General features: G+C 49.4%; 20 protein-coding genes and 1 riboswitch. Of the genes, 2 read left to right on the top strand and 18 right to left on the bottom strand.

Annotated features, from left to right (window positions below):
- Positions 1-5: 5 nt before the first annotated feature.
- The 8 genes from ccsA to PSHG_RS14345 form a co-directional block, all read right to left on the bottom strand.
- Positions 6-1,226 (bottom strand): cytochrome c biogenesis protein CcsA, encoded by a 1,221-nt coding sequence (gene ccsA / locus PSHG_RS14310; protein WP_042122091.1) that lies wholly within the window; start codon positions 1,224-1,226, stop codon positions 6-8.
- 35 nt (positions 1,227-1,261) lie between these two features.
- Positions 1,262-2,935, bottom strand: a complete 1,674-nt coding sequence (gene resB, locus PSHG_RS14315) for a cytochrome c biogenesis protein ResB (RefSeq protein WP_026021384.1) — start codon at positions 2,933-2,935, stop codon at positions 1,262-1,264.
- A gap of 69 nt (positions 2,936-3,004) precedes the next feature.
- A complete protein-coding gene (locus tag PSHG_RS14320) occupies positions 3,005-3,529 on the bottom strand; it encodes a redoxin domain-containing protein (protein ID WP_010273927.1) in 525 nt (174 codons plus the stop codon).
- Positions 3,530-3,604: 75 nt separating this feature from the next.
- Entirely contained in the window at positions 3,605-4,354 is a 750-nt protein-coding gene (locus PSHG_RS14325; protein WP_010273929.1) for a pseudouridine synthase, read from the bottom strand.
- A gap of 139 nt (positions 4,355-4,493) precedes the next feature.
- A complete protein-coding gene (locus PSHG_RS14330) occupies positions 4,494-5,027 on the bottom strand; it encodes a spore maturation protein (RefSeq protein ID WP_010273931.1) in 534 nt (177 codons plus the stop codon).
- A gap of 14 nt (positions 5,028-5,041) precedes the next feature.
- The gene (locus tag PSHG_RS14335; RefSeq protein ID WP_010273934.1) at positions 5,042-5,632 is read right to left on the bottom strand and encodes a nucleoside recognition domain-containing protein; all 591 of its coding nucleotides are present in this window, start codon (positions 5,630-5,632) and stop codon (positions 5,042-5,044) included.
- Between the two features lie 91 nt (positions 5,633-5,723).
- Positions 5,724-6,884, bottom strand: a complete 1,161-nt coding sequence (locus tag PSHG_RS14340) for a D-alanyl-D-alanine carboxypeptidase family protein (protein WP_010273935.1) — start codon at positions 6,882-6,884, stop codon at positions 5,724-5,726.
- A 200-nt stretch (positions 6,885-7,084) separates the two neighbouring features.
- A complete protein-coding gene (locus PSHG_RS14345) occupies positions 7,085-7,795 on the bottom strand; it encodes a FadR/GntR family transcriptional regulator (protein WP_010273936.1) in 711 nt (236 codons plus the stop codon).
- A 109-nt stretch (positions 7,796-7,904) separates the two neighbouring features.
- Here PSHG_RS14345 and PSHG_RS14350 point away from each other — a divergent pair, with 109 nt between their 5' ends.
- Both PSHG_RS14350 and PSHG_RS14355 read left to right on the top strand, forming a co-directional pair.
- Positions 7,905-9,320: an FAD-binding oxidoreductase gene (locus PSHG_RS14350; protein WP_010273937.1), complete on the top strand. Its 1,416-nt coding sequence runs from the start codon at positions 7,905-7,907 to the stop codon at positions 9,318-9,320.
- Positions 9,317-10,810 carry a (Fe-S)-binding protein gene (locus PSHG_RS14355; protein ID WP_010273938.1) on the top strand — a complete coding sequence of 498 codons (1,494 nt, stop codon included), beginning with the start codon at positions 9,317-9,319 and terminating at the stop codon, positions 10,808-10,810. The genes PSHG_RS14350 and PSHG_RS14355 overlap by 4 nt, the downstream gene beginning before the upstream one ends.
- Before the next feature lie 87 nt (positions 10,811-10,897).
- On the opposite strand, the gene ytfJ is transcribed toward PSHG_RS14355, so the two are convergent.
- From ytfJ to PSHG_RS14405, 10 genes are all read right to left on the bottom strand, one after another.
- Positions 10,898-11,356 (bottom strand): GerW family sporulation protein, encoded by a 459-nt coding sequence (gene ytfJ, locus PSHG_RS14360; RefSeq protein WP_010273939.1) that lies wholly within the window; start codon positions 11,354-11,356, stop codon positions 10,898-10,900.
- Positions 11,329-11,964 (bottom strand): DUF2953 domain-containing protein, encoded by a 636-nt coding sequence (locus PSHG_RS29430; protein ID WP_010273940.1) that lies wholly within the window; start codon positions 11,962-11,964, stop codon positions 11,329-11,331. The genes ytfJ and PSHG_RS29430 overlap by 28 nt, the downstream gene beginning before the upstream one ends.
- 178 nt (positions 11,965-12,142) lie before the next feature.
- Positions 12,143-12,748 carry an SMC-Scp complex subunit ScpB gene (gene scpB, locus PSHG_RS14370; RefSeq protein WP_010273941.1) on the bottom strand — a complete coding sequence of 202 codons (606 nt, stop codon included), beginning with the start codon at positions 12,746-12,748 and terminating at the stop codon, positions 12,143-12,145.
- Positions 12,717-13,499: a segregation and condensation protein A gene (locus PSHG_RS14375; RefSeq protein WP_010273943.1), complete on the bottom strand. Its 783-nt coding sequence runs from the start codon at positions 13,497-13,499 to the stop codon at positions 12,717-12,719. Before PSHG_RS14375 ends, scpB begins: the two co-directional genes overlap by 32 nt.
- A 32-nt stretch (positions 13,500-13,531) precedes the next feature.
- Positions 13,532-14,170 carry a site-2 protease family protein gene (locus tag PSHG_RS14380; protein WP_010273945.1) on the bottom strand — a complete coding sequence of 213 codons (639 nt, stop codon included), beginning with the start codon at positions 14,168-14,170 and terminating at the stop codon, positions 13,532-13,534.
- Positions 14,170-14,640, bottom strand: coding sequence for a 6,7-dimethyl-8-ribityllumazine synthase (gene ribH / locus PSHG_RS14385; RefSeq protein WP_010273947.1), 471 nt, complete (start codon positions 14,638-14,640; stop codon positions 14,170-14,172). The genes PSHG_RS14380 and ribH overlap by 1 nt, the downstream gene beginning before the upstream one ends.
- Before the next feature lie 2 nt (positions 14,641-14,642).
- Positions 14,643-15,875, bottom strand: a complete 1,233-nt coding sequence (locus PSHG_RS14390) for a bifunctional 3,4-dihydroxy-2-butanone-4-phosphate synthase/GTP cyclohydrolase II (RefSeq protein WP_010273950.1) — start codon at positions 15,873-15,875, stop codon at positions 14,643-14,645.
- A 119-nt stretch (positions 15,876-15,994) separates the two neighbouring features.
- Positions 15,995-16,669: a riboflavin synthase gene (gene ribE, locus PSHG_RS14395; protein ID WP_010273952.1), complete on the bottom strand. Its 675-nt coding sequence runs from the start codon at positions 16,667-16,669 to the stop codon at positions 15,995-15,997.
- A 7-nt stretch (positions 16,670-16,676) separates the two neighbouring features.
- Complete coding sequence (gene ribD, locus PSHG_RS14400) at positions 16,677-17,777, bottom strand: bifunctional diaminohydroxyphosphoribosylaminopyrimidine deaminase/5-amino-6-(5-phosphoribosylamino)uracil reductase RibD (protein ID WP_010273954.1); 1,101 nt, start codon at positions 17,775-17,777, stop codon at positions 16,677-16,679.
- Positions 17,778-18,178: 401 nt separating this feature from the next.
- Positions 18,179-18,349, bottom strand: a riboswitch (FMN riboswitch).
- A gap of 78 nt (positions 18,350-18,427) precedes the next feature.
- Positions 18,428-18,859, bottom strand: coding sequence for a peptidylprolyl isomerase (locus tag PSHG_RS14405; RefSeq protein WP_010273956.1), 432 nt, complete (start codon positions 18,857-18,859; stop codon positions 18,428-18,430).
- Between the last annotated feature and the right edge of the window lie 3 nt (positions 18,860-18,862).

The following is an 18,862-nucleotide window of genomic DNA, read 5'->3' on the forward strand; positions in this document are numbered from 1 at the left end:
ATTTATTATACACCGGCGTAGGAATGAAGTCCCGAGATTAGCAGATTAACGCCAACCAGTGTAAACAACACTACGACAAAACCTAGAACAGCAAGCCAGGCCGATTTTTTGCCCTGCCAGCCGCGCGAAAGCCGAAGATGCAGGTAGGCCGCATAAAACAGCCATGTAATGAGCGCCCATACTTCTTTCGGGTCCCATCCCCAGAAGCGTCCCCACGCTTCATGAGCCCAAATCATTGCAAAGATCAAGGCACCTAACGTAAAGATCGGATATCCGATAGCTATAGCCCGGTAGCTCATTTCATCAATGTCTTCCTCATCAATTTCTCCCAGCACAGGCTGAATCACAAGGCCAAGCGGTTTGCGGAACAACAGGCGAAGCAGGCCGTAAGCAGCAAGTCCTGCTATGAAGGACCAAATCACCGTATTGAACTGCCGGCCTGCATCCTGGCCGTTCATCCATTTAGGAGCTTCGAACAAAGGCTCGGTCATGCCCAGGAAAGGCTTCATTTCCAGCGTTGTTCCGCCATAAGGCTTAACTAGCGGAGGAATGACGTATACCTCCTGGCGGGTAATGACCTGCTGTTCCCCATCCACAACCTGGGTCATTTGCTTTTCAAAGCGTGCCTGGTAACCGGCGCTGTTAAACGAGAAGGAGACAGCAACGAAAGCGAGAATCATCAGAATACTGAATATCGTCAGCTCTACGCCAAAGCGTTCCCACTTGGCCGCTTTCGTTTTTGCCCGAAAATCAACCTTTTTGATCAAATACATAAGTCCAGCAGCGAACGCTACCGCGAAGAAGGCTTCCCCGGCAGCTGCCATCGTCACGTGGATTTTAAGCCAGATCGACTGCAGAGCCGGAATCAGCGGCTGAATTTCCCGCGGAAAAATTGAAGCATAGGCCATGATCAGAATCCCTACCGGAACAGCAAATGCACCAAGCAGCAGGTTGCGATAAAGCAAATATACGATAATGGTGGCCAGGAAGATCATCATCGACAAGAACGTCATAAACTCATACATATTACTGACGGGGATATGACTGATATACCATCTGGTGAAGAAAAACATCAGATGCAGCACAAATCCGCTAACCGTTAGAACAATAGCGATCTTTCCCCAGCGGTTCTTATGCTCTTCCGGGCTTCTTCCGCTCCACCGCTGTCCAGCTAAAGCAACAGCATAAGCAACAAACGCAAAACAATATAAAATAAAAGCGAACATCAAATATGTTCCGCTATAGGACGCGATTGAATCGATCAAGACGAGTTCCCTCCATTGTTCAACGATTTCGGATCAACCTTGATATTGTTATGCTCCAAAGCATCCGCTACCTCTTTGCGCAAACCGAACCAGTTCTTGTTCGTATGCGCTCCGATAAGCAGCCTTTGCCCATCAATCCTTACCCAGATACGCCTGTGCTGCCAGTAAAAATTCATAATTAAGCCGATCATGGAGATTGCGCAGGCAATCCAAATGTAAGGCATCGCGCGGTCTACTCTCACGTTCAAGTAGCTGGTAAAATCAGCAATTTCAACATTCTCCATAGAGCCGGCGGAGATTTCGATTTTTTGTGCAAGCTCTCCGTTTAAATCGTCTTGGCGGAAACTGTTTTTATCCACTTCCCGTGGAAAATAAATAAAAATTTCTCCATCGGGCGCTAAAGCGGGTCCTTTAACGGTGAAGATATATGCCGGAGCATTCGGATCCGCTGACTGGGTGATCGGTTCGCCGCGGCTGTCCAAAGCGAAATCAGGAAAGTACCCTTTTAATTCCAGTGAATAAGGCCCAACCTCAAAATGAGTCTGCGGATCGTAAGTCGATAGATAGAAAGGCCCGTAGCTTTCTCCGGTTTGCTTGTTCGTAATGCTTGGGCTAACCGACAAAAGCCTCGGCGTTTGCTGGAAATCGAATTGATAAATAATCAGCCCTTCATAGACGAGCGGGTGGTTCACCTCAATATCATGACGGTGCACCTCTTCGAGTACGCGCCGGGACGGGTCATTACAATGCTCCGTACACTCGTACAGCACCGCCTTAGTTTGAAACAGCTTGAAGGCCGCACGGTCTTTAGCTCTGAATTCCTCGGACATTTCTTCCGGGGAATAGAGCTCTACCGTGAACTTTTCATTCTTGAGGAAAAACTTAGTGTCAGGAATCTGCACGGTCTGTCCTTCCAGGAAGCCCATATAGCGATCCATTTGCCAGCCAGGCAGGCTGCGCATAAATGCCGCCATCAAAAAAATAATAAGTCCGATATGCAAGATGTATGGACCCCAGCGGCTAAAACGGTATTTTTCAGCCAGCAATGCCGAGCCTTCGGTATGCACGCGATAAAATCGTTTGCGCAAGCGCTTGGCCATATTTTCTACCCAAGCCTCAGCATCGTCTTCTGTGCGGATTTCCGCAATCTCGCTTTGATAAGTTACCTTTTGCCTGGTTAGAAATTTCTCATGCTTGCGGATCTGCTGCTTCTTCAGAGCGCGGTAAAGCGGCAGAACCCGGTCCAGGCTGCAGACGACAAGAGAGGTTCCAATCATAAACAGCAGGGTGAGAAACCACCAGGATTCATACGTTTTATGAAGGCCAAGCAAATAATAAATGTGGCCCAGTGTACCGAAATTGTCCCGGTAATAGGTCGATGGGTCAAAATTGTTAATGAAAACATTTGACTGCGGGTAAATACTGCCCAATATAGCTCCAAGCAGCGTTATAATGATCAGGTAAACCGCTACCTTTACCGAAGAAAAGAATCTCCAGATTTTATCGATCCATGACGGGTTCTGCTTCTGCGACCTTCGGGCCACCCCGTCATATCTCATCTCCAGCACTTCGTCTCCATGGTCATCGTAAAGAGGTTTACCGCATGATTCACAAAGTACGGTCCCCAGATGATTCTGGTGACCGCACTCGCACTTCGTATTTTCTATCAAGCCCTTCACCTCCGTGTCCCCATCCGGATGCCTGTCCATTCTTTTAAAGTCAGGTGAAAGCAGACATGCTTATGATCCAACGAGCTTTTTCACACTGTCCTCGATGTACTGCTCATCCATCAGGCCAACCCGAATATGATCGATTTTGCCATCAGGCCTGATAAACACCGTGGATGGATAATGGGTAATGCCATAGTTGCGTGCAACCATTCTCTGGTTGTCCAGCAAAATCGGAAAAGTCAGCTTCATCTGGTTTACGAAATTTTGGGCTGTGACCCGGCTCTCCCCCAGATTAAGCCCGAGAAAGACGACCTCATCATCAGACCATTTCTCGTATTGACTTTGGATATCCGGCATTTCCTCACGGCATGGCTCACAGAATGTGCCCCAAAAGTTGACAACTACCGCTTTGCCTCTATAATTTGATAGGTTATGAATTTCTCCATCCAACCCGACCAGTTCAAACTCCGGCGCTTCGTTTCCCGGTTTAGCCTGCGCGCTGTCTTGTGTCAGACCGTTGATAATCGTCCAGCCGCCAAGAATGAGAACGGCGCCCAATATTATAACCTGCATCCACTTTCTGCTTTTTTTCAAGTTCATCACCTTCATTCAATTCAAAAAAGAGGAGTGCTTTACCCTCTTCATTATAACTAAAATAAGGGCTTGCGCTTATTTTGTATTTTGAACATTGTGTGACTCCATTGCCGCCGCTTTCAGCTGTTTGACTTCGTCCTGGGAGAGCTCCCGATATCGGCCGCGTGAAAGGCCGCCAAGGTAAATCGGCCCGAATTGCACTCGCTTCAGCTTGACAACAGGAAACTTAACCGCCTCCAGCATTCTTCTCACCTGACGGTTCCTTCCTTCGTAGATCGTCATGGTGAGCACGGTGCGGTTCTTGTCCGGATCGATATCATGGTATTCCACCTCGGCAGGCGCCGTCATCCCGTCATCGAGCTCTACACCCTGCTTCAGCTTTTCCAGCACATCCCCATGCGGCACACCCTTCACCGTTACATGATAGGTTCTAGGAATATGATACTTCGGATGGGTCAGCAGCTGCGCGAATTCCCCGTCATTGGTCAGCAGCAGCAGTCCCTCTGTATCGTAATCCAGTCTCCCTACCGGATATACTCTCTGGTTGATTTGTTGTACAAAATCCGTTACGACTTTCCGTCCCTCGGGGTCCTTCACACTGCTGATGACGCCCTTGGGCTTATAGAAGGCCAAATATAGTTTAGATTGCAGCCGGATAGGACGTCCATCGACCTTAATTTCATCCTGCTCCGGATCCACCTTTACCCCTAACTGGGTAACCACTTGCTCATTAACTTCTACCCTGCCGCTGGTTATATACTCTTCGCATTTTCTGCGTGAAGCTATACCGGCCTGGGCCAGTACTTTTTGTAGTCTTTCTGTCATTAGCCTTCACCTCAAAACTAATGATACCATCCTTTGTAAAAATCACAAGAGAATGTGATGGTTCATATTGACATGTACAACAAACAAGAGCCGCTGTTGCAAACAGCCGCCCTTGAATAAACGATTGTCACTATCTAGTTTAACCAAAAACCAGGAAACAAATTACAATCGCTGCAATGAAACCGATCACATCCGACCATAATCCAACCTTAAGCGCATACCCGGCTTTGCGAATGCCGACAGCCCCGAAATAAACGGTCAACACATACAGGGTGGTGTCCGTGCTTCCTTGAATGGTCGATGCTATTCTGCCAATCATCGAGTCAGGTCCGAACTGCTGGATCAAATCAGCGGTGTATGCCAGGGAGCCCGAGCCGGTCAACGGCCGCAATATGCCGAGCGGCATAATTTCTCCGGGAACCCCAAACCAGTCCAGAACAGGCTTCATCATGCCTACCATCAGCTCCATCGCACCGGATGCGCGAAAGATAGAGATGGCGACCATCATCCCTACAAGCTGGGGAATAATCGAAATGGCCGTTTGGAAGCCATCTTTAGCCCCTTCCACAAACGATTCGTAGACCGGCACTTTACGATACGCGGCGAATAAAGGAATAAACACAATGATGACGGGAATGGCCCATGCGGAAATCAATGTAATAATCGAATACATGACGGCCCTTCCTTTCAGGTGGATTTGGACATAGAGCGCTTGCGGTACCAACGGTCAAGGATAATAGCGGCGAATGTGGCTATCGCTGTCGCGAGCAGGGTAGTGCCAACGATTTCAGCCGGATTGGCCGATTGATAGTTTAACCTGATGCCGATCAGGGTTGTCGGAATCAAGGTAATACTGGCCGTGTTAATCGCCAGCAGGGTTGCCATCGAAGCGCTTGGAGAATCCTTATTTGGATTAAGCTTCTGCAGCTCCTGCATTGCTTTGATGCCCATTGGCGTGGCCGCATTGCCCAGCCCGAGCAGGTTGGCACTCATATTAGACATAATGTAGCCTAGTGCAGGGTGGTTGTCGGGTACATCCGGGAACAAATATTTAACTATAGGCCTGAGCAGCCTGGCCAGCATCTTTAATAGACCGGCATCCTCCGCAATCCGCATCATTCCAAGCCAAAAAACGAGTATGCTGATCAGGCCGAAGCATATGCTTACTCCGGATTTGGCTCCGTCAAACACTGCCTGCGTGACCGCCTCCATATTTCCATTTATGGCGGCAACCACGAATCCGCACACGATAAAAAACAACCAAATGAAATTCACCATTCCCCTCATCCTCCCCCCCTTGCCAGGCAGTGCAAATCTATCTCCTTGTCGGATCAAAAGCTGCACTGCTCACAAGGTTATTGCAGAAAGGCTAGCGCCTGAGCGTAAATAAAGAATTTAGCAGCCGGTAGAAGCTTTGCCAGTAGCTCTCCAGGCTCCCTGACTGGCTTTGATTGGCTTGACCAGACGCTGATTGTTCGAGAAGCCGCAAGCTATTTGCTTCGTACAGCGGTATGCTGCCAATCGTTTTGCCATTTAAGTAAAAGGTCGCTCTGCCTCTTTCCCCAAAACGATAATCAACGGAGTCAACAGGGATAGCAGTAACCTGCCTTTCGAGCTGTTCCCGCTCGCCCTCAGCCAAAGCGTAAGAAAAGGAACTCCCGTATACAAGTCCCTCCTGTGCGCTGGCCCCCCGTTGAACGACTTCTTCCAGCGGAAAATATTGAAAGCCGTAGTCCAGCAATTCACGATGATCAACCCAATCATTAGGGTCGTTCAAGGTAACGACCGCCAGCTGCTGGCCGTTTCTGGTTGCCGAGGACACGAGACACCGTCTGGCCAATCGGGTATAGCCTGTTTTGACGCCATCTGCTCCTTCGTAGAAATGAAGCATTTTGTTCTTGTTGTACCAGATCGTATCCCATGATTCATCCGCTCGCGATACTCTTTTCCTTTCAGTTTTGACAATTTCTTGGAAAACCGGATTTTTCAGAGCGTATGCGGTCAGTTTGGCCATATCGTTTGCCGTCGAATAATGGCCTTCCTCATCCAGACCATGCGGGTTCATAAACTGGGAATTATCCATTCCCAGCTCTTCAGCTTTTTGATTCATTAAATAAACAAACCCTTCAAGCGAGCCGCCGACATGCTCGGCGATAGCTACTGCCGCATCATTGCCCGACCGCAGCATAAGTCCGTACAGCAGATGATGGAGACTCATCTCCTCACCCAGCTTCAAGTAAATGGATGAGCCTTCCTTGCCAAAGGCCCGCCTGCTTACCGTAATGGAATCAGACAGCTCTCCGTGTTCAATGGCCACAATAGCTGTCATAATTTTGGTCAGGCTGGCTATTCGCATCGGCTTGTCACCTCCGCTGCTGTGCAGGATTCTTCCCGATGTGACATCGATCAAAGCAGCAGCCTCGGCATTTGTGTAAATGGGTGGCGGCGCGGCTTCAACTACAGATTCAGCAGCCGGCCAGATTAGGCTGAACAAGGTGACAAGCAGTACTCCGGCGATCCATTTGTTCATGTTTTCCTCCTGTGCTCTATGGTTTTCTTGTACGAATTTAGAATGGATATTGTTGGCTTATTATATGCTTTGTCCGAGTAGAACATGTCCGCCGCGTGCCGAACGAAGCATAACAAAAAGCCGCAAAACCGCCTGAATTCAGGAATTCAAGCGCTTTGCAGCTTTTTTCGCGATTCCGTTATGCTCTACAAGACTTTCTTCTAAAACAGCTTAGACAGCACCTTCTCTACCTTTTCAAGATGGCTCTGCATAAGCGAGGAAGCTCTTTCTTCATCATGCAGGCGAATTGCCTCATAAATGTCCAGGTGTTCGGCAGCCAATCGTTCCGCAGCCGCCCGCTCGCCATAAAACCACAGTTTGCGGGTTTCTTTAATACTTTCCTGCAATTTGTCATGAAGAGACTCCATCATTTGAAACAGCAAAGTATTGTGCGAAGCCCGGGCTACAAGCAGATGGAATTCCACATCCGCCTCTTCCCCCGCTCCATCGTCATGGACCACTGTCCGCATCTTATGAACGATGTCTTCGAGCCTCCGCAAATCCTCCTCCGTGCGATTGCGGGCGGCCAGGGAGGCGCTGCCGGTCTCGAGAAGCTTCCGAATCTCCATAAGCTCCTTCAGTGACTGGGTCTGATGAAATAGGGATGCGGCTCCTTCATCGCCTGCCGGTTCGGCTGGCAGCTCCGTACAGACAAATGTTCCTCCCCCTTGACGAATTTCCAGCCATCCCATTGCTTTTAATGCACTTAGCGCCTCTCTTAAGGTGGAGCGGCCTACTCCATAGGTTATTGCCAGATCCACGACGGAAGGAAGCCTCATGCCCGGGAGCAGCTCCCCTGATTCGATCCGGGACTTGAGGTCATTCATCACGATCTCATAACTTTTTTGGGGTTTCACTTGTTTTACTTCCATTAGACGGCAAATCCTCCAATTGTTCTATACATTTATTTAATCATACGCTATACTTTAGAAAAAGTCATCAGATGACCTGATTAATTTAGAGTGGAGGTTTAACTATAACATGCTCGACCCTAAAGTCCGTGAACTACTGCTTGCTGTAACCGGTGACAAAGGCTTCCGCGATGATCCGGAATCACTCGTCACCCACTCCTACGACGCGACTCCCATGGTCCAGGCGATGCCCGATGCCGTTATGTATCCCGAGTCTACTGAACAGGTATCCGCCATTCTGAAAATCGCGAACGAACACCGTGTTCCTATCGTCGGACGGGGAGCAGGCACTAATCTGTGCGGCGGTACCGTTCCCGTTCAGGGCGGAATTGTTTTAGTGATGACCCGTATGAACCGGCTGCTTGAAATTGACCAGGACAATTTGACCGCAACGGTTCAGCCCGGATTGAACACTAAACAGTTCCATACCGCACTGGAGGAGCTCGGCTTGTTCTACCCGCCGGATCCAAGCAGCATGGTTATTTCGACTATTGGAGGCAACATTATGGAATGTGCCGGCGGCCTGCGCGGCTTGAAATACGGTACGACGAAAGATTTTGTTCTTGGTGTGGAAGCGGTGCTTCCGTCCGGAGAAATCATCCGTACCGGCGGCAAGCTCTATAAGGATGTTGCCGGCTATGACCTGACGAAGCTTCTCGTCGGATCGGAAGGCACTTTGGCCGTCCTTACCGAAGCCACTCTGAAGCTGCTTCCCGCACCCAAGTACAAGAAAACGATGCTCGCCATGTACAAGGATATTCACGCCGCTGCCCGTACCGTATCCAGCATTGTAGGCAACCGCATCATTCCGTCCACATTAGAATTTATCGATAATGCCACGCTGCGTGTAGTCGCTGAGTTTAATAAGCTTGACCTGCCGCTGGATATGGAGGCATTTCTGCTAATCGAGCAGGACGGCGCCGATTTGGGTGTCGTTGAAAAGGATATCGAGCAAATCGTCGCCATATGCCGCGAGGAAGGCGCCGATCAGGTGCAGATGGCCCGTGACGCCGCTGAAGCGGAAAAGCTGATGACCGCTCGCCGCAGCGCCTTGTCTACTTTAGCGCGAATACGGCCGACGACTATTTTGGAGGATGCCACGGTGCCCCGCTCCAAAATTGCAGAAATGGTACTAGCCATTAATGAGATCGCAAAAAAATACAATGTCCATATTTGCACCTTCGGTCATGCCGGTGACGGCAACCTGCATCCGACCTGCCCGACCGATGCACGAGACCCGGAAGAAATCCACCGGGTGGAGGAAGCATTCGCCGAAATTTTCGAAGCGGCCATCCGCTTGGGGGGCACGATTACTGGAGAGCATGGCGTCGGAATGGTAAAAGCTCCTTATCTGGAATGGAAAGTCGGTCAGGCCGGTATAGAAGTAATGAAAGGAATTAAAAAGGCGTTCGATCCGAACAACATCATGAACCCTGGCAAAATATTTGCCAAGGAATCTCGCAAAAGAGTGGTGATTCAAAAGTGAAAGCCGAAAAAACCGGCAAGCTCACTGCCGCTTCTTCCAGTACGCAAGCCTTGGCCGAAGCGTTAAAGGTAAATCTCGATTATGAAGAGCTGACTAATTGCATGCGGTGCGGATTTTGCCAGCCGGCCTGCCCTACTTATACCGAAACCGGTATTGAGGCCGCTTCTCCCCGGGGAAGGATCGCCTTGATGAAAGCTGTAGCAGACGGTTTGATGGAGCCGGATCAAGCCTTCAAGGACCAGCTTGATCTCTGTCTTGGCTGCCGGGCTTGTGAGCCGGTTTGTCCCTCCGATGTCAAATACGGACATCTGCTTGAGCAAGCAAGAGCGACCATTGAACAGCATACCGAGCATCCGCGGCATGTAAAGCTGGCCAGGAACGTTATGTTCAAACACGTATTCCCCAAGCAGCAAAGAATGAAGCTTGTCGGACTGGGGCTGAAATTATATCAAAAAACAGGTCTGCAATGGGCAGCAAGAAAAAGCGGGATGCTGAAACTGTTCCCCGAATCGATGAGACAAATGGAGGCTATCCTGCCAGAGGCCCAATCGGACGGAGTCGTGGAGCAGCTTGGCACATTTTATCCGGCTGAGAACGGCCAGGCTGTGGCTAAGGTAGGGATGTTTCGCGGCTGCATTATGGATGTGCTGTTCACAGAAACCAACATCCGTACCGTTAAGCTGCTGGCCGCTTCCGGCTTTGATGTCATTTTGCCGCCAGCGCAAAATTGCTGCGGGGCGCTGCACGCCCACAGTGGAGAGATGGAGACAGCCAAGGAGCTGGCCAAGCGCAACATCCGCGCTTTCCAGGAAGCGAACGTCGATTATATCGTTTCCAATGCTGGCGGGTGCGGAGCGCTGCTGATGGAGTATGATCACCTGCTGCAAGACGATGAGGAATGGGCGGAGCACGGCAAATGGTTTGCCGAGCGTGTCCTCGATATAAGTGAGCTTATTGTAACTAAAGGACAGCTGCCTGTCTTCAGAGATGTTTCCGTGGAGCGGGAATCGCTGGATAAGGCCAAGCTTCCTTCCGAACAGCTAAAGGGAGCGACCAAGTTCACTGGAGTCGGCACAAAACAGCGTCCCGAGGATGTACCTGTTGCTGCTGCTGCAGATGGGAAGCCTAAAGTTGTAGTAACCTACCAGGACTCCTGCCATTTGCGCAATGTTATGAGAGGCGGCAGCGCGCCCAGAGCTTTAATGAAAAGCGTGGAAAACATTCAATTTACCGAGCTTAGAAATGCTGATAAATGCTGCGGCTCGGCCGGAATCTATAACATTTTGCAGCCGGAGATGGCTACGCAAATCCTCGATCACAAAATGGAGGATGTCAAGCAAACCAATGCCCATTATTTAATAACGAGCAATCCGGGCTGCCTGCTGCAAATGAAGCTTGGCATTGAGCGTGAGAATTTAGGCAACACGATGAAAGCCCTCCATATTGTCGATTTTCTGTATGAGCGTTTGCAAAAGGAAGATAAATTGTAGTTTTTACGCGGGAGTACTCGCTTAACGCCCATGCCGGGCGTACAACAATTAACAAGCTGCCAATAGGACGGCAGCTTGTTTTTCGCTTCAGGCAAGGGGTTGAAGCTCATCTTGATGAGTATCCAGGTGAGGCTCATTCTGCTTATTCCCTCGAACCATCGTTTGAATTTTTTCCACGACCTGTGGCGCGGAATCAATCAAGCGCTCGATTAAATGGGTTTGATTATCCAGTGGTACGATTTTTACCCCTTGAGTTCCTACAACAAGGAACGCGATAGGTGTAATGGAAATACCGCCGCCGCTTCCACCGCCAAATGGCAGCGAAACTTCTGCATGATCCATAGGAGCCGCACCGGTGTTGCGGGAAGGCTCTGTTGTGAATTCACTGCCCCCCGCCGCAAAGCCAAATCCCACCTTGCTGATCGGCATAATCACACTTCCGTCTGGCGTTTCTACGGGATCGCCTACGATCGTATTCACATCCACCATGTTGCGGATGTTCTCCATTGCCGTTTTCATTAACCCTTGAATCGGATGATCTGCCATCGTTTAAATCCTCCCTTCACTAATCTCTTACGAGCCAGCAGCTGAAGTCCGGCTATTATAGCATTGCCCGTGCGGATTTTCGTTATGCAGGCCAATTCAGTGGAAAAAAGTGTCCGGTTATACATGGGGACGACAGCCAGCTGTGGTGTTTTCATCATCATGACATGGTGAAGCATCCACCCGCTTATCGTTCCCTTCACAGCCCAAATCATGCCGGACAGCACTGCAGTCTCCGGGGCTTCGCCCATTCCAACCCGGGTATACCAGTTGAATTCCGTAACCTGTAACTTCCTCAAGGTTTGCTTGAGCCAATGCAAACTCCCGTAAAATTGATGAAATATGCGCATAGATTGATCAAAAGATCTGGCGACTTTATCCCAAGTGATCTTGGCAGCCTTGTCCTTGTCGGGTAAAGGCATATTTTTGTTATTCTCTTCAGTCTTCAGCTGTATCCCCTCAGCCAAGCTGACAAATCGGATCAGCGGAATATCATACCGATACTGAATCCAGCCAAATAAAGCTTTTATTTGTATAGAGATTTGGTCCTGATCCTGAACGCGATTGATGTACAGGTTTATATGAACAAAGCTGGCTAAGATTAATACCAAAGCCGCTAATATGACAACAGCCGCAATCCACCACCAGACGATGGGAACCTCCTCCCTTCCTGCTTCGACAAAAACAAAAAAACTCCAATTCGCTAAATAGCCTGAATGGAGTTTATTATGAGCATAACGTATGAAAAATATACCATATCAAAAACCAATTGTTTCCTTAATGCCGACCTTACTTTTTGTCGACATCATCTATGGTTAGCTGCTGTACGTCCATTTTCTCAAACAGCAGTCTTGTTTCCTCTTCCAAGTCAATCTCTTCATCAAACTGCTGTTGATCCGGCAGCTGATCGAGACTGCTTAGTCCAAAATAATCGAGAAATTGCTTGGTCGTGCCATACAAGATAGGTCTTCCAATTGCTTCTGCCCGGCCTTTCTCTTCAATCAATTCCTTGGCTACTAACGTTTGCAGCGCACGGTCAGACTTTACACCCCTTACTTCCTCAATTTCCACTCTAGTAATCGGCTGCTTATAGGCAATGATGGACAGCGTTTCGAGAGCGGCTTGGGACAACGAAGTGCGGTTAGGCGAATAAGCCAGACGTTCGAAATAAGGCGCATGCTCCGGTACGGTAGTCAGCTGATACACTCCGGCCATCTCAACAATTTGAATGCCTCTGCCGGTTTCGCGAAATTCGCTCTGCATAGCGCGAACGACTTCCTGAATGTCCTTGGCATCCAGTTCCATCACTTCCGCGAGCTGCTTATTATCAAGGCCTTCATCTCCAGCAACAAACAGGAGACCCTCAATAATCGATTTCATCTGTTGTAATTGCATCGTTTCTTACTCCATTCTCCCTTGCTTGAATAACAATATCATCAAACAAGCGGTGCTGATAGCACACAATAGCCTTCATTTTCATAAGCTCAAGCAGCGCAAGGAATGTAACGACCAGCTCTTCCCTGCTGAAGCCCGGGGCCAACAGCTTGGAGAATAGCACTTTGCCTTTGCGTCCGCTTAATTGCTCATAAATTTCGCTAATCCGGTCCTTGACCGAGATTTCGTCACGCCGTATCTTCGATACCCGTGTCCGGTCCGCCATCTTGCGAAGGGCTTTCTTGAATGCCCAGACTAGATCGGCTACATGCAGGCCTTCCACGGGATTCACCTGGACATCCGGAATGTACGCTGTAAGATCCTCCGGTTCACGGGTATAGATCAGGCTGCGCTCAATCTCTTTTTCTTTCAGATGATCGGCGATTCCCTTGTATTTACGGTATTCGATCAGCTTCTGAATGAGCTCCGCCCGCGGGTCTTCTTCCTCTTCATAGCCTTCCCAATCCATTTCGATAACAGGGGGCTTCGGAAGCAGCATCTTGCTTTTGATTGACAGCAGCGTGGCCGCCATGACCAAAAACTCGCTCGTCACCTCAAGCTCCAGCTCCTGCATCATTGACAGATATTCCATATACTGGTCCGTAATCATTCTGATCGGGATATCGTAAATGTCCACCTCGGCCTGATCGATTAAATGCAGCAGCAAATCAAGGGGACCTTCGAATGATTCAAGTTTAAAAGTTACCTTCAATGCTTAGCTTCCCCTCCATTGCTTACAGCATGTTATAACGGCAAAACCGAGGTAATCCACGAATGGGCAATCCGGTATACGGCCTCTATCATGTTTCGTCCAAAGGGCAGTGTAAGAAGAGCCACCCAAAAGATAAGGAGCCATTTTTCTTTGGCCGCAAGCTTGACGCCAGTTTCCCCCGATACAGCACTCCGCACAAGCCTCCATGCATCCATCGGATAAAGGGGAATCAGATTCATGATCGCAAGCAGCGTGGCAGTGATCGATATATACTGGAGAATGCCAGTCCACAGCAGCGTTAGCGAGCCGCCGCCCATATCCGGCAAACTAAGAAACCACCAGCTGCTCAGAACAGCAATCAGCGCGTAAATTAACGGACCTGCAGCATACACAGCAGCCGCTCTTACGAGCTTGCCTGATTGGCTTTCAACAGGTTGGCGGATCGCCATGGGGCGGCTCCAGCCGTAAGGCCCGAACAGCACCATTAGCGTTCCTAACGGGTCCAGATGCCGTCCGGGATTGAAGCTCACCCGGCCCTGCTCAGCCGCTGCAGGATCACCGAGCCGCTTAGCTGCCCACGCCAGTAAACAGTCATGCAGAGTAATTAATAAAACAAATGCGATTGCCCGAAACAGCAAAGTATCCAGCTCAAAATAATCCAATACGCCCATTAAGCCTGCAATTGTTTAATAAGATTGACCATCTCGATCGCTCCCGAAGCAGCCTCCCAGCCCTTGTTGCCAGCCTTCGTTCCGGCACGCTCCACAGCCTGCTCAATCGAGTCCGTAGTCAGAACGCCGAAAATAGTAGGCACTCCGGTTTTCAAATTGATGGCGGCAACACCTTTGGACACTTCGCTGCAAACATAATCAAAGTGCGGAGTTGAGCCGCGGATGACCGCGCCTAACGTAATAACCGCATCATAGTTTCCGCTTTCGGCCATTTTTTGGGCAATCAAAGGGATTTCAAAGGCACCGGGTACCCAGGCAATACTGATCTCGTCTTCCGCAACCCCATGACGCTTAAGAGAATCTAAAGCCCCGCTCAGCAGCTTATTGGTTATAAACTCGTTAAATCTTCCTACAACAATTCCGTAACGGGCTTTCTCGGATACTAAATGACCTTCATATACTTTCGTCATGGTTACTTCATCTCCTCTTCGGTTTCTTTAAAATTAAGCAGGTGTCCCAGCTTCGCTTTTTTGGTGCGCAAATAACGGCTGTTGCTTTCATTCTCCGGCATCTGAATAGGGACTCTCTCCACCACTTCCAGCCCGTAGCCTTCAAGCCCTTTAATCTTCCGCGGGTTATTGGTCAAAAGCCTCATCTTGCGAACGCCCAAATCTCTCAATATTTGCGCGCCGATTCCATAATCCCGCAGATCAGAAGCAAATCCCAGCTTAAGATTAGCGTCCACCGTATCAAAACCTTCTTCTTGCAGTTTATAGGCTTTTAGCTTGTTTATCAAGCCAATTCCTCGCCCTTCCTGGCGCATGTACAGCAGCACCCCATTACCGGCGGCGTCAATTTGCCTCAAAGCGGCTTCCAACTGAGGGCCGCAATCACAGCGGTGGGAATGAAAGATGTCCCCAGTCAAGCATTCAGAATGGACGCGAACCAGAGTAGGCTGCGAGCCGTCAATCTCTCCTTTAACGATAGCGATATGCTCCTTGTTATCCACTTCATTCGTGTAAGCAATCGTGTTAAAGACTCCAAAATCGGTGGGAAGCTTAACCTCCACCTCTCGCTTGACCAGGTTTTCTTTTTCATTGCGATAGTGGATAAGGTCTTGGATCGTAATCATTTTAAGGTTATGCCTGCGGGCAATCTCCTTCAAATCGGGCACCCGAGCCATCGAGCCGTCTTCCTTGATCACTTCACAAATAACACCTGCGGGATAAGAGCCGCACATTCTGGCCAAATCTACAGCCGCCTCCGTATGCCCTGCCCGTCTTAGCACCCCGCCCTTTTTCGCAATAAGCGGGAAAATATGGCCCGGTCTGCGAAAGTCATCTGCGCGCGCTTTATCATCGATCATCGCCCGGATCGTAAGAGAGCGTTCATGTGCAGAAATTCCGGTTGTCGTCAAATTATGATCAATGGAAACGGTGAACGCAGTGCCATGGAAATCGGTATTGCGGGTTACCATCGGCGGAAGATCCAGCTCCCTTGCCCGCTCTTCCAATATAGGGACACAGACCAGGCCGCGCCCTTCTGTAATCATGAAATTTATCACTTCCGGAGTTGCTTTATCGGCCAGTGCGAAGAAATCACCTTCGTTCTCGCGATCTTCGTCATCTACAATTATAATGACTTTGCCGAACTTCAAATCCGCTATTGCTTCTTCAATCGTATTAAAAAATGAAGAGTCCGTCATAGCCGTCCCTGCTTTCTGTAGTTTGATTCTTTCAGCCCTATTAAGCATCCTTCTTTATTTCATATTTGCTGCTGCATAATGCAGGAATTGTATACAAGTAATCATTCCCGCCCTTATGATTAAAATCCGTTATCGAGCAAAAACTGGCGGGACAATCCTGATCTGCTGCCGGAAACTGAAGCCGGTTGACGATCAGAGCCATCTGCATAAAACAACAGCTTCTCAACATATTTGCCTAATAAATCGCATTCCAGATTAATATAATCTCCCGGGAACTTATACTTCAACACCGTTTCCTGAAGCGTGTGCGGGATGATCGAGACCGAGAACTGTTCTTCATCTGCTTCAACAACGGTGAGACTGATTCCGTCGATTGTCACTGAGCCTTTAGCGACGATATATTTTAAGGTAGAGAGGTCCTGCGGAGTGAAGGCAAAGTATACGGCGTTATCTTCCGATTCCCTTTTAACAATTTGTGCCGTCGTGTCGACATGACCCTGCACCATATGACCGCCGAAGCGTCCTTTGGCCGACATTGCCCGCTCGAGATTGACCGGCTGCCCAGGCTTTAATTGATGGAGTGTCGTATGGCGAAAAGTCTCGGGCATAACATCAGCCGTAAAACAAGACTGGTCATAGTCAATCACGGTTAGACATACTCCATTTACCGCTATGCTATCGCCTATCTGAACATCCTCCAGCACTTTCTTCGCTTCGATAATAAGCACCATGGCTTGACCTTGCCTGGCAGAACGCCGGAGAGTGCCTATTTCTTCAATAAGACCAGTAAACATCGTTATTTCACCTCTGATATTCAGGATAGCCGACCAGGCAGATGTTATCGTCAAACATCTCCACCGTAATTTTTCGCAGCGAAACCGCATCTGCCATTTTTTCTTGGCCCGGGAATTGAAAATTGCTTGGAGCGCCTTCTCCTCCAATAATTTTCGGAGCATAAAATAAATAACATTTGTCGATCAGGCCTAGCTCCAGCATAGCTCCATTGATCCGCCCTCCGCCTTCCAGCAGAATGGAGCTGATCTGGCGCTCGCCAAGCAGCTTCATGGCCAGAGTAAGATCGACCTCGGGGCCGGCGCCAGCCGCGATTACCTCGGCTCCATTCTGTTCGAGTCTCATCCTGCGTTCCACTGCTGCTTCTTCCGTCGTTATAATTAAAGCTCGGCCCGGCTTATGAAGCACCCGAGCATCTGGAGGAGTTCGCAAGCGGGAGTCGATGATCACGCGCAAAGGGTCGAGCGCAGGTACCGGTAAGCGAGTCGTCAAGCTCGGGTTATCAGCCAGCACGGTGCCAACGCCAACCATTATGGCCTGATGTCTATGTCGGAGCGTATGAACGAATTCCCGGGACGCTTCATTGGTAATCCAGCGGCTGTCGCCGCTCTTGCTTGCTATTTTGCCATCCAAAGTACTCGCCGTCTTCAAGGTAACAAAAGGAAGTCCGGTTACGATGTATTTGTTGAACACTTCGTTCAGCTCGCGTGCTTCCTGTTCCAGAAGTCCTACAGCCACCTCAATGCCTGCTTCTCGTAAACGGGAAATGCCGGAGCCTGCCACCTGCGGATTAGGGTCGGTAGCGGCCACCACCACTTTTGCCACTCGGCTGGCAATTAACAGCTCGCAGCATGGCGGGGTGCGGCCGTGATGGCTGCATGGCTCCAGGGTGACATAAACTGTGCTGCCCTCCGCTTCGTCACCGGCCATACGAATCGCATGCACTTCAGCATGTGCGGAGCCCATACGCAGATGCGCGCCCGTGCCGACAATTCGCCCGTCCCTGACGATGACGCAGCCAACCATCGGATTAACGCCCGTCTGCCCCTGTGCTCCCTTGGCCAGTTCCAGGGCAAGCCTCATATAAGTTTCCTCGGTTAACTTATTCAAAGTTTGCCCCCCTATTTACTCATGATTAAAAAACAGAAAAACCCCTTGATTATGCCGCAAAAGCGGAATTTCCGCATTTACGGTCAAATCCAAGGGGCTGTTATGGATGAGGTATCCCATTTCCTAATTATAGGCTGCACATGTCGCTCTCACCCAAAGTTGTCTATACTATTTGAGATCATTCGGCTAAAAAAGCAAACCTCAAACAGACCACGATGGCTGCTCTTCTTATGCAGGAAAGCCAGGAATGGCTAATCCAACATTTCACTGGGCCTATTATAAATCTGTGGCTCATGGCAGTCATCGCCAATTAACGGGTAAAGATCAGCCCATCACCCTTATTGCAGCCACAAAAAAATAAGCATGTGAAAAAAATCGCAAACGTGCAGTAAAAAAGAATTGGAATCCTTCTCCCATCCAGACTATACTGTCGGTTCCGGAATTGCACCGGATCAGCCGTTAAGCGATGCTCACGCATAGCTTAACGGGTCACGGACTTTCCCTGTCTGCCCGGATGAGCTCAAAAGGGAATCACCGCCGGTAGGGAATTTCACCCTGCCCCGAAGGATCAATTACTTAATTGAAAAATATTGAGTTGACAGCATAGTACCACTTTACAGGCAAAAAATCAAGAGTAGAGAGTCTGCTGATTATACCTCTGTTACCTTTACGCTTGCCATTTTCTCCCGGCCTTTGAATGTATCTACGACATCCATACCTTTTACCACTTGCCCAAAAACGGTGTGCTGGCCGTCCAAATGAGGCTGCGGGTTATAGCAAATGTAGAACTGGCTTCCCCCTGTATTGCGGCCGGCATGGGCCATAGCCAAGGTGCCCCGCTCATGCTTGTTCGGATTGATCTCACAATCAATCTGATAGCCAGGTCCGCCATTGCCAATTCCGTTAGGGCAGCCGCCTTGGGCAACAAAGCCCGGAATCACTCTGTGAAATACCAATCCATCATAAAAACCGCTATTAGCCAGCTTTTCAAAGTTGGCTACCGTATTCGGCGCATCTTGATCGAACAAATCAATAACAATCTCTTGCCCATCTTCCATCTTAATCGTTGCTTGCTTTGCCATAAT

The organism is Paenibacillus senegalensis JC66, assembly GCF_000285515.1.
Taxonomy (GTDB): Bacteria; Bacillota; Bacilli; order Paenibacillales; family NBRC-103111; genus Paenibacillus_L; species Paenibacillus_L senegalensis.

Bases quoted from the DNA above. Each gene is read 5' to 3' on its own strand.
- PSHG_RS14335 (WP_010273934.1), bottom strand. From the start codon at position 5,632: ATGGTGAATTTCATTTGGTTGTTTTTTATCGTGTGCGGATTCGTGGTT.
- PSHG_RS14350 (WP_010273937.1), top strand. From the start codon at position 7,905: ATGCTCGACCCTAAAGTCCGTGAACTACTGCTTGCTGTAACCGGTGAC.
- PSHG_RS14345 (WP_010273936.1), bottom strand. From the start codon at position 7,795: ATGGAAGTAAAACAAGTGAAACCCCAAAAAAGTTATGAGATCGTGATG.
- ribH (WP_010273947.1), bottom strand. From the start codon at position 14,640: ATGACGAAAGTATATGAAGGTCATTTAGTATCCGAGAAAGCCCGTTAC.
- PSHG_RS14380 (WP_010273945.1), bottom strand. From the start codon at position 14,170: ATGGGCGTATTGGATTATTTTGAGCTGGATACTTTGCTGTTTCGGGCA.
- PSHG_RS14390 (WP_010273950.1), bottom strand. From the start codon at position 15,875: ATGACGGACTCTTCATTTTTTAATACGATTGAAGAAGCAATAGCGGAT.
- ccsA (WP_042122091.1), bottom strand. From the start codon at position 1,226: ATGTTCGCTTTTATTTTATATTGTTTTGCGTTTGTTGCTTATGCTGTT.
- PSHG_RS14405 (WP_010273956.1), bottom strand. From the start codon at position 18,859: ATGGCAAAGCAAGCAACGATTAAGATGGAAGATGGGCAAGAGATTGTT.
- scpB (WP_010273941.1), bottom strand. From the start codon at position 12,748: ATGCAATTACAACAGATGAAATCGATTATTGAGGGTCTCCTGTTTGTT.
- ytfJ (WP_010273939.1), bottom strand. From the start codon at position 11,356: ATGGCAGATCATCCGATTCAAGGGTTAATGAAAACGGCAATGGAGAAC.
- PSHG_RS14325 (WP_010273929.1), bottom strand. From the start codon at position 4,354: ATGACAGAAAGACTACAAAAAGTACTGGCCCAGGCCGGTATAGCTTCA.
- PSHG_RS14330 (WP_010273931.1), bottom strand. From the start codon at position 5,027: ATGTATTCGATTATTACATTGATTTCCGCATGGGCCATTCCCGTCATC.
- ribE (WP_010273952.1), bottom strand. From the start codon at position 16,669: ATGTTTACTGGTCTTATTGAAGAAATAGGCACTCTCCGGCGTTCTGCC.
- PSHG_RS14340 (WP_010273935.1), bottom strand. From the start codon at position 6,884: ATGAACAAATGGATCGCCGGAGTACTGCTTGTCACCTTGTTCAGCCTA.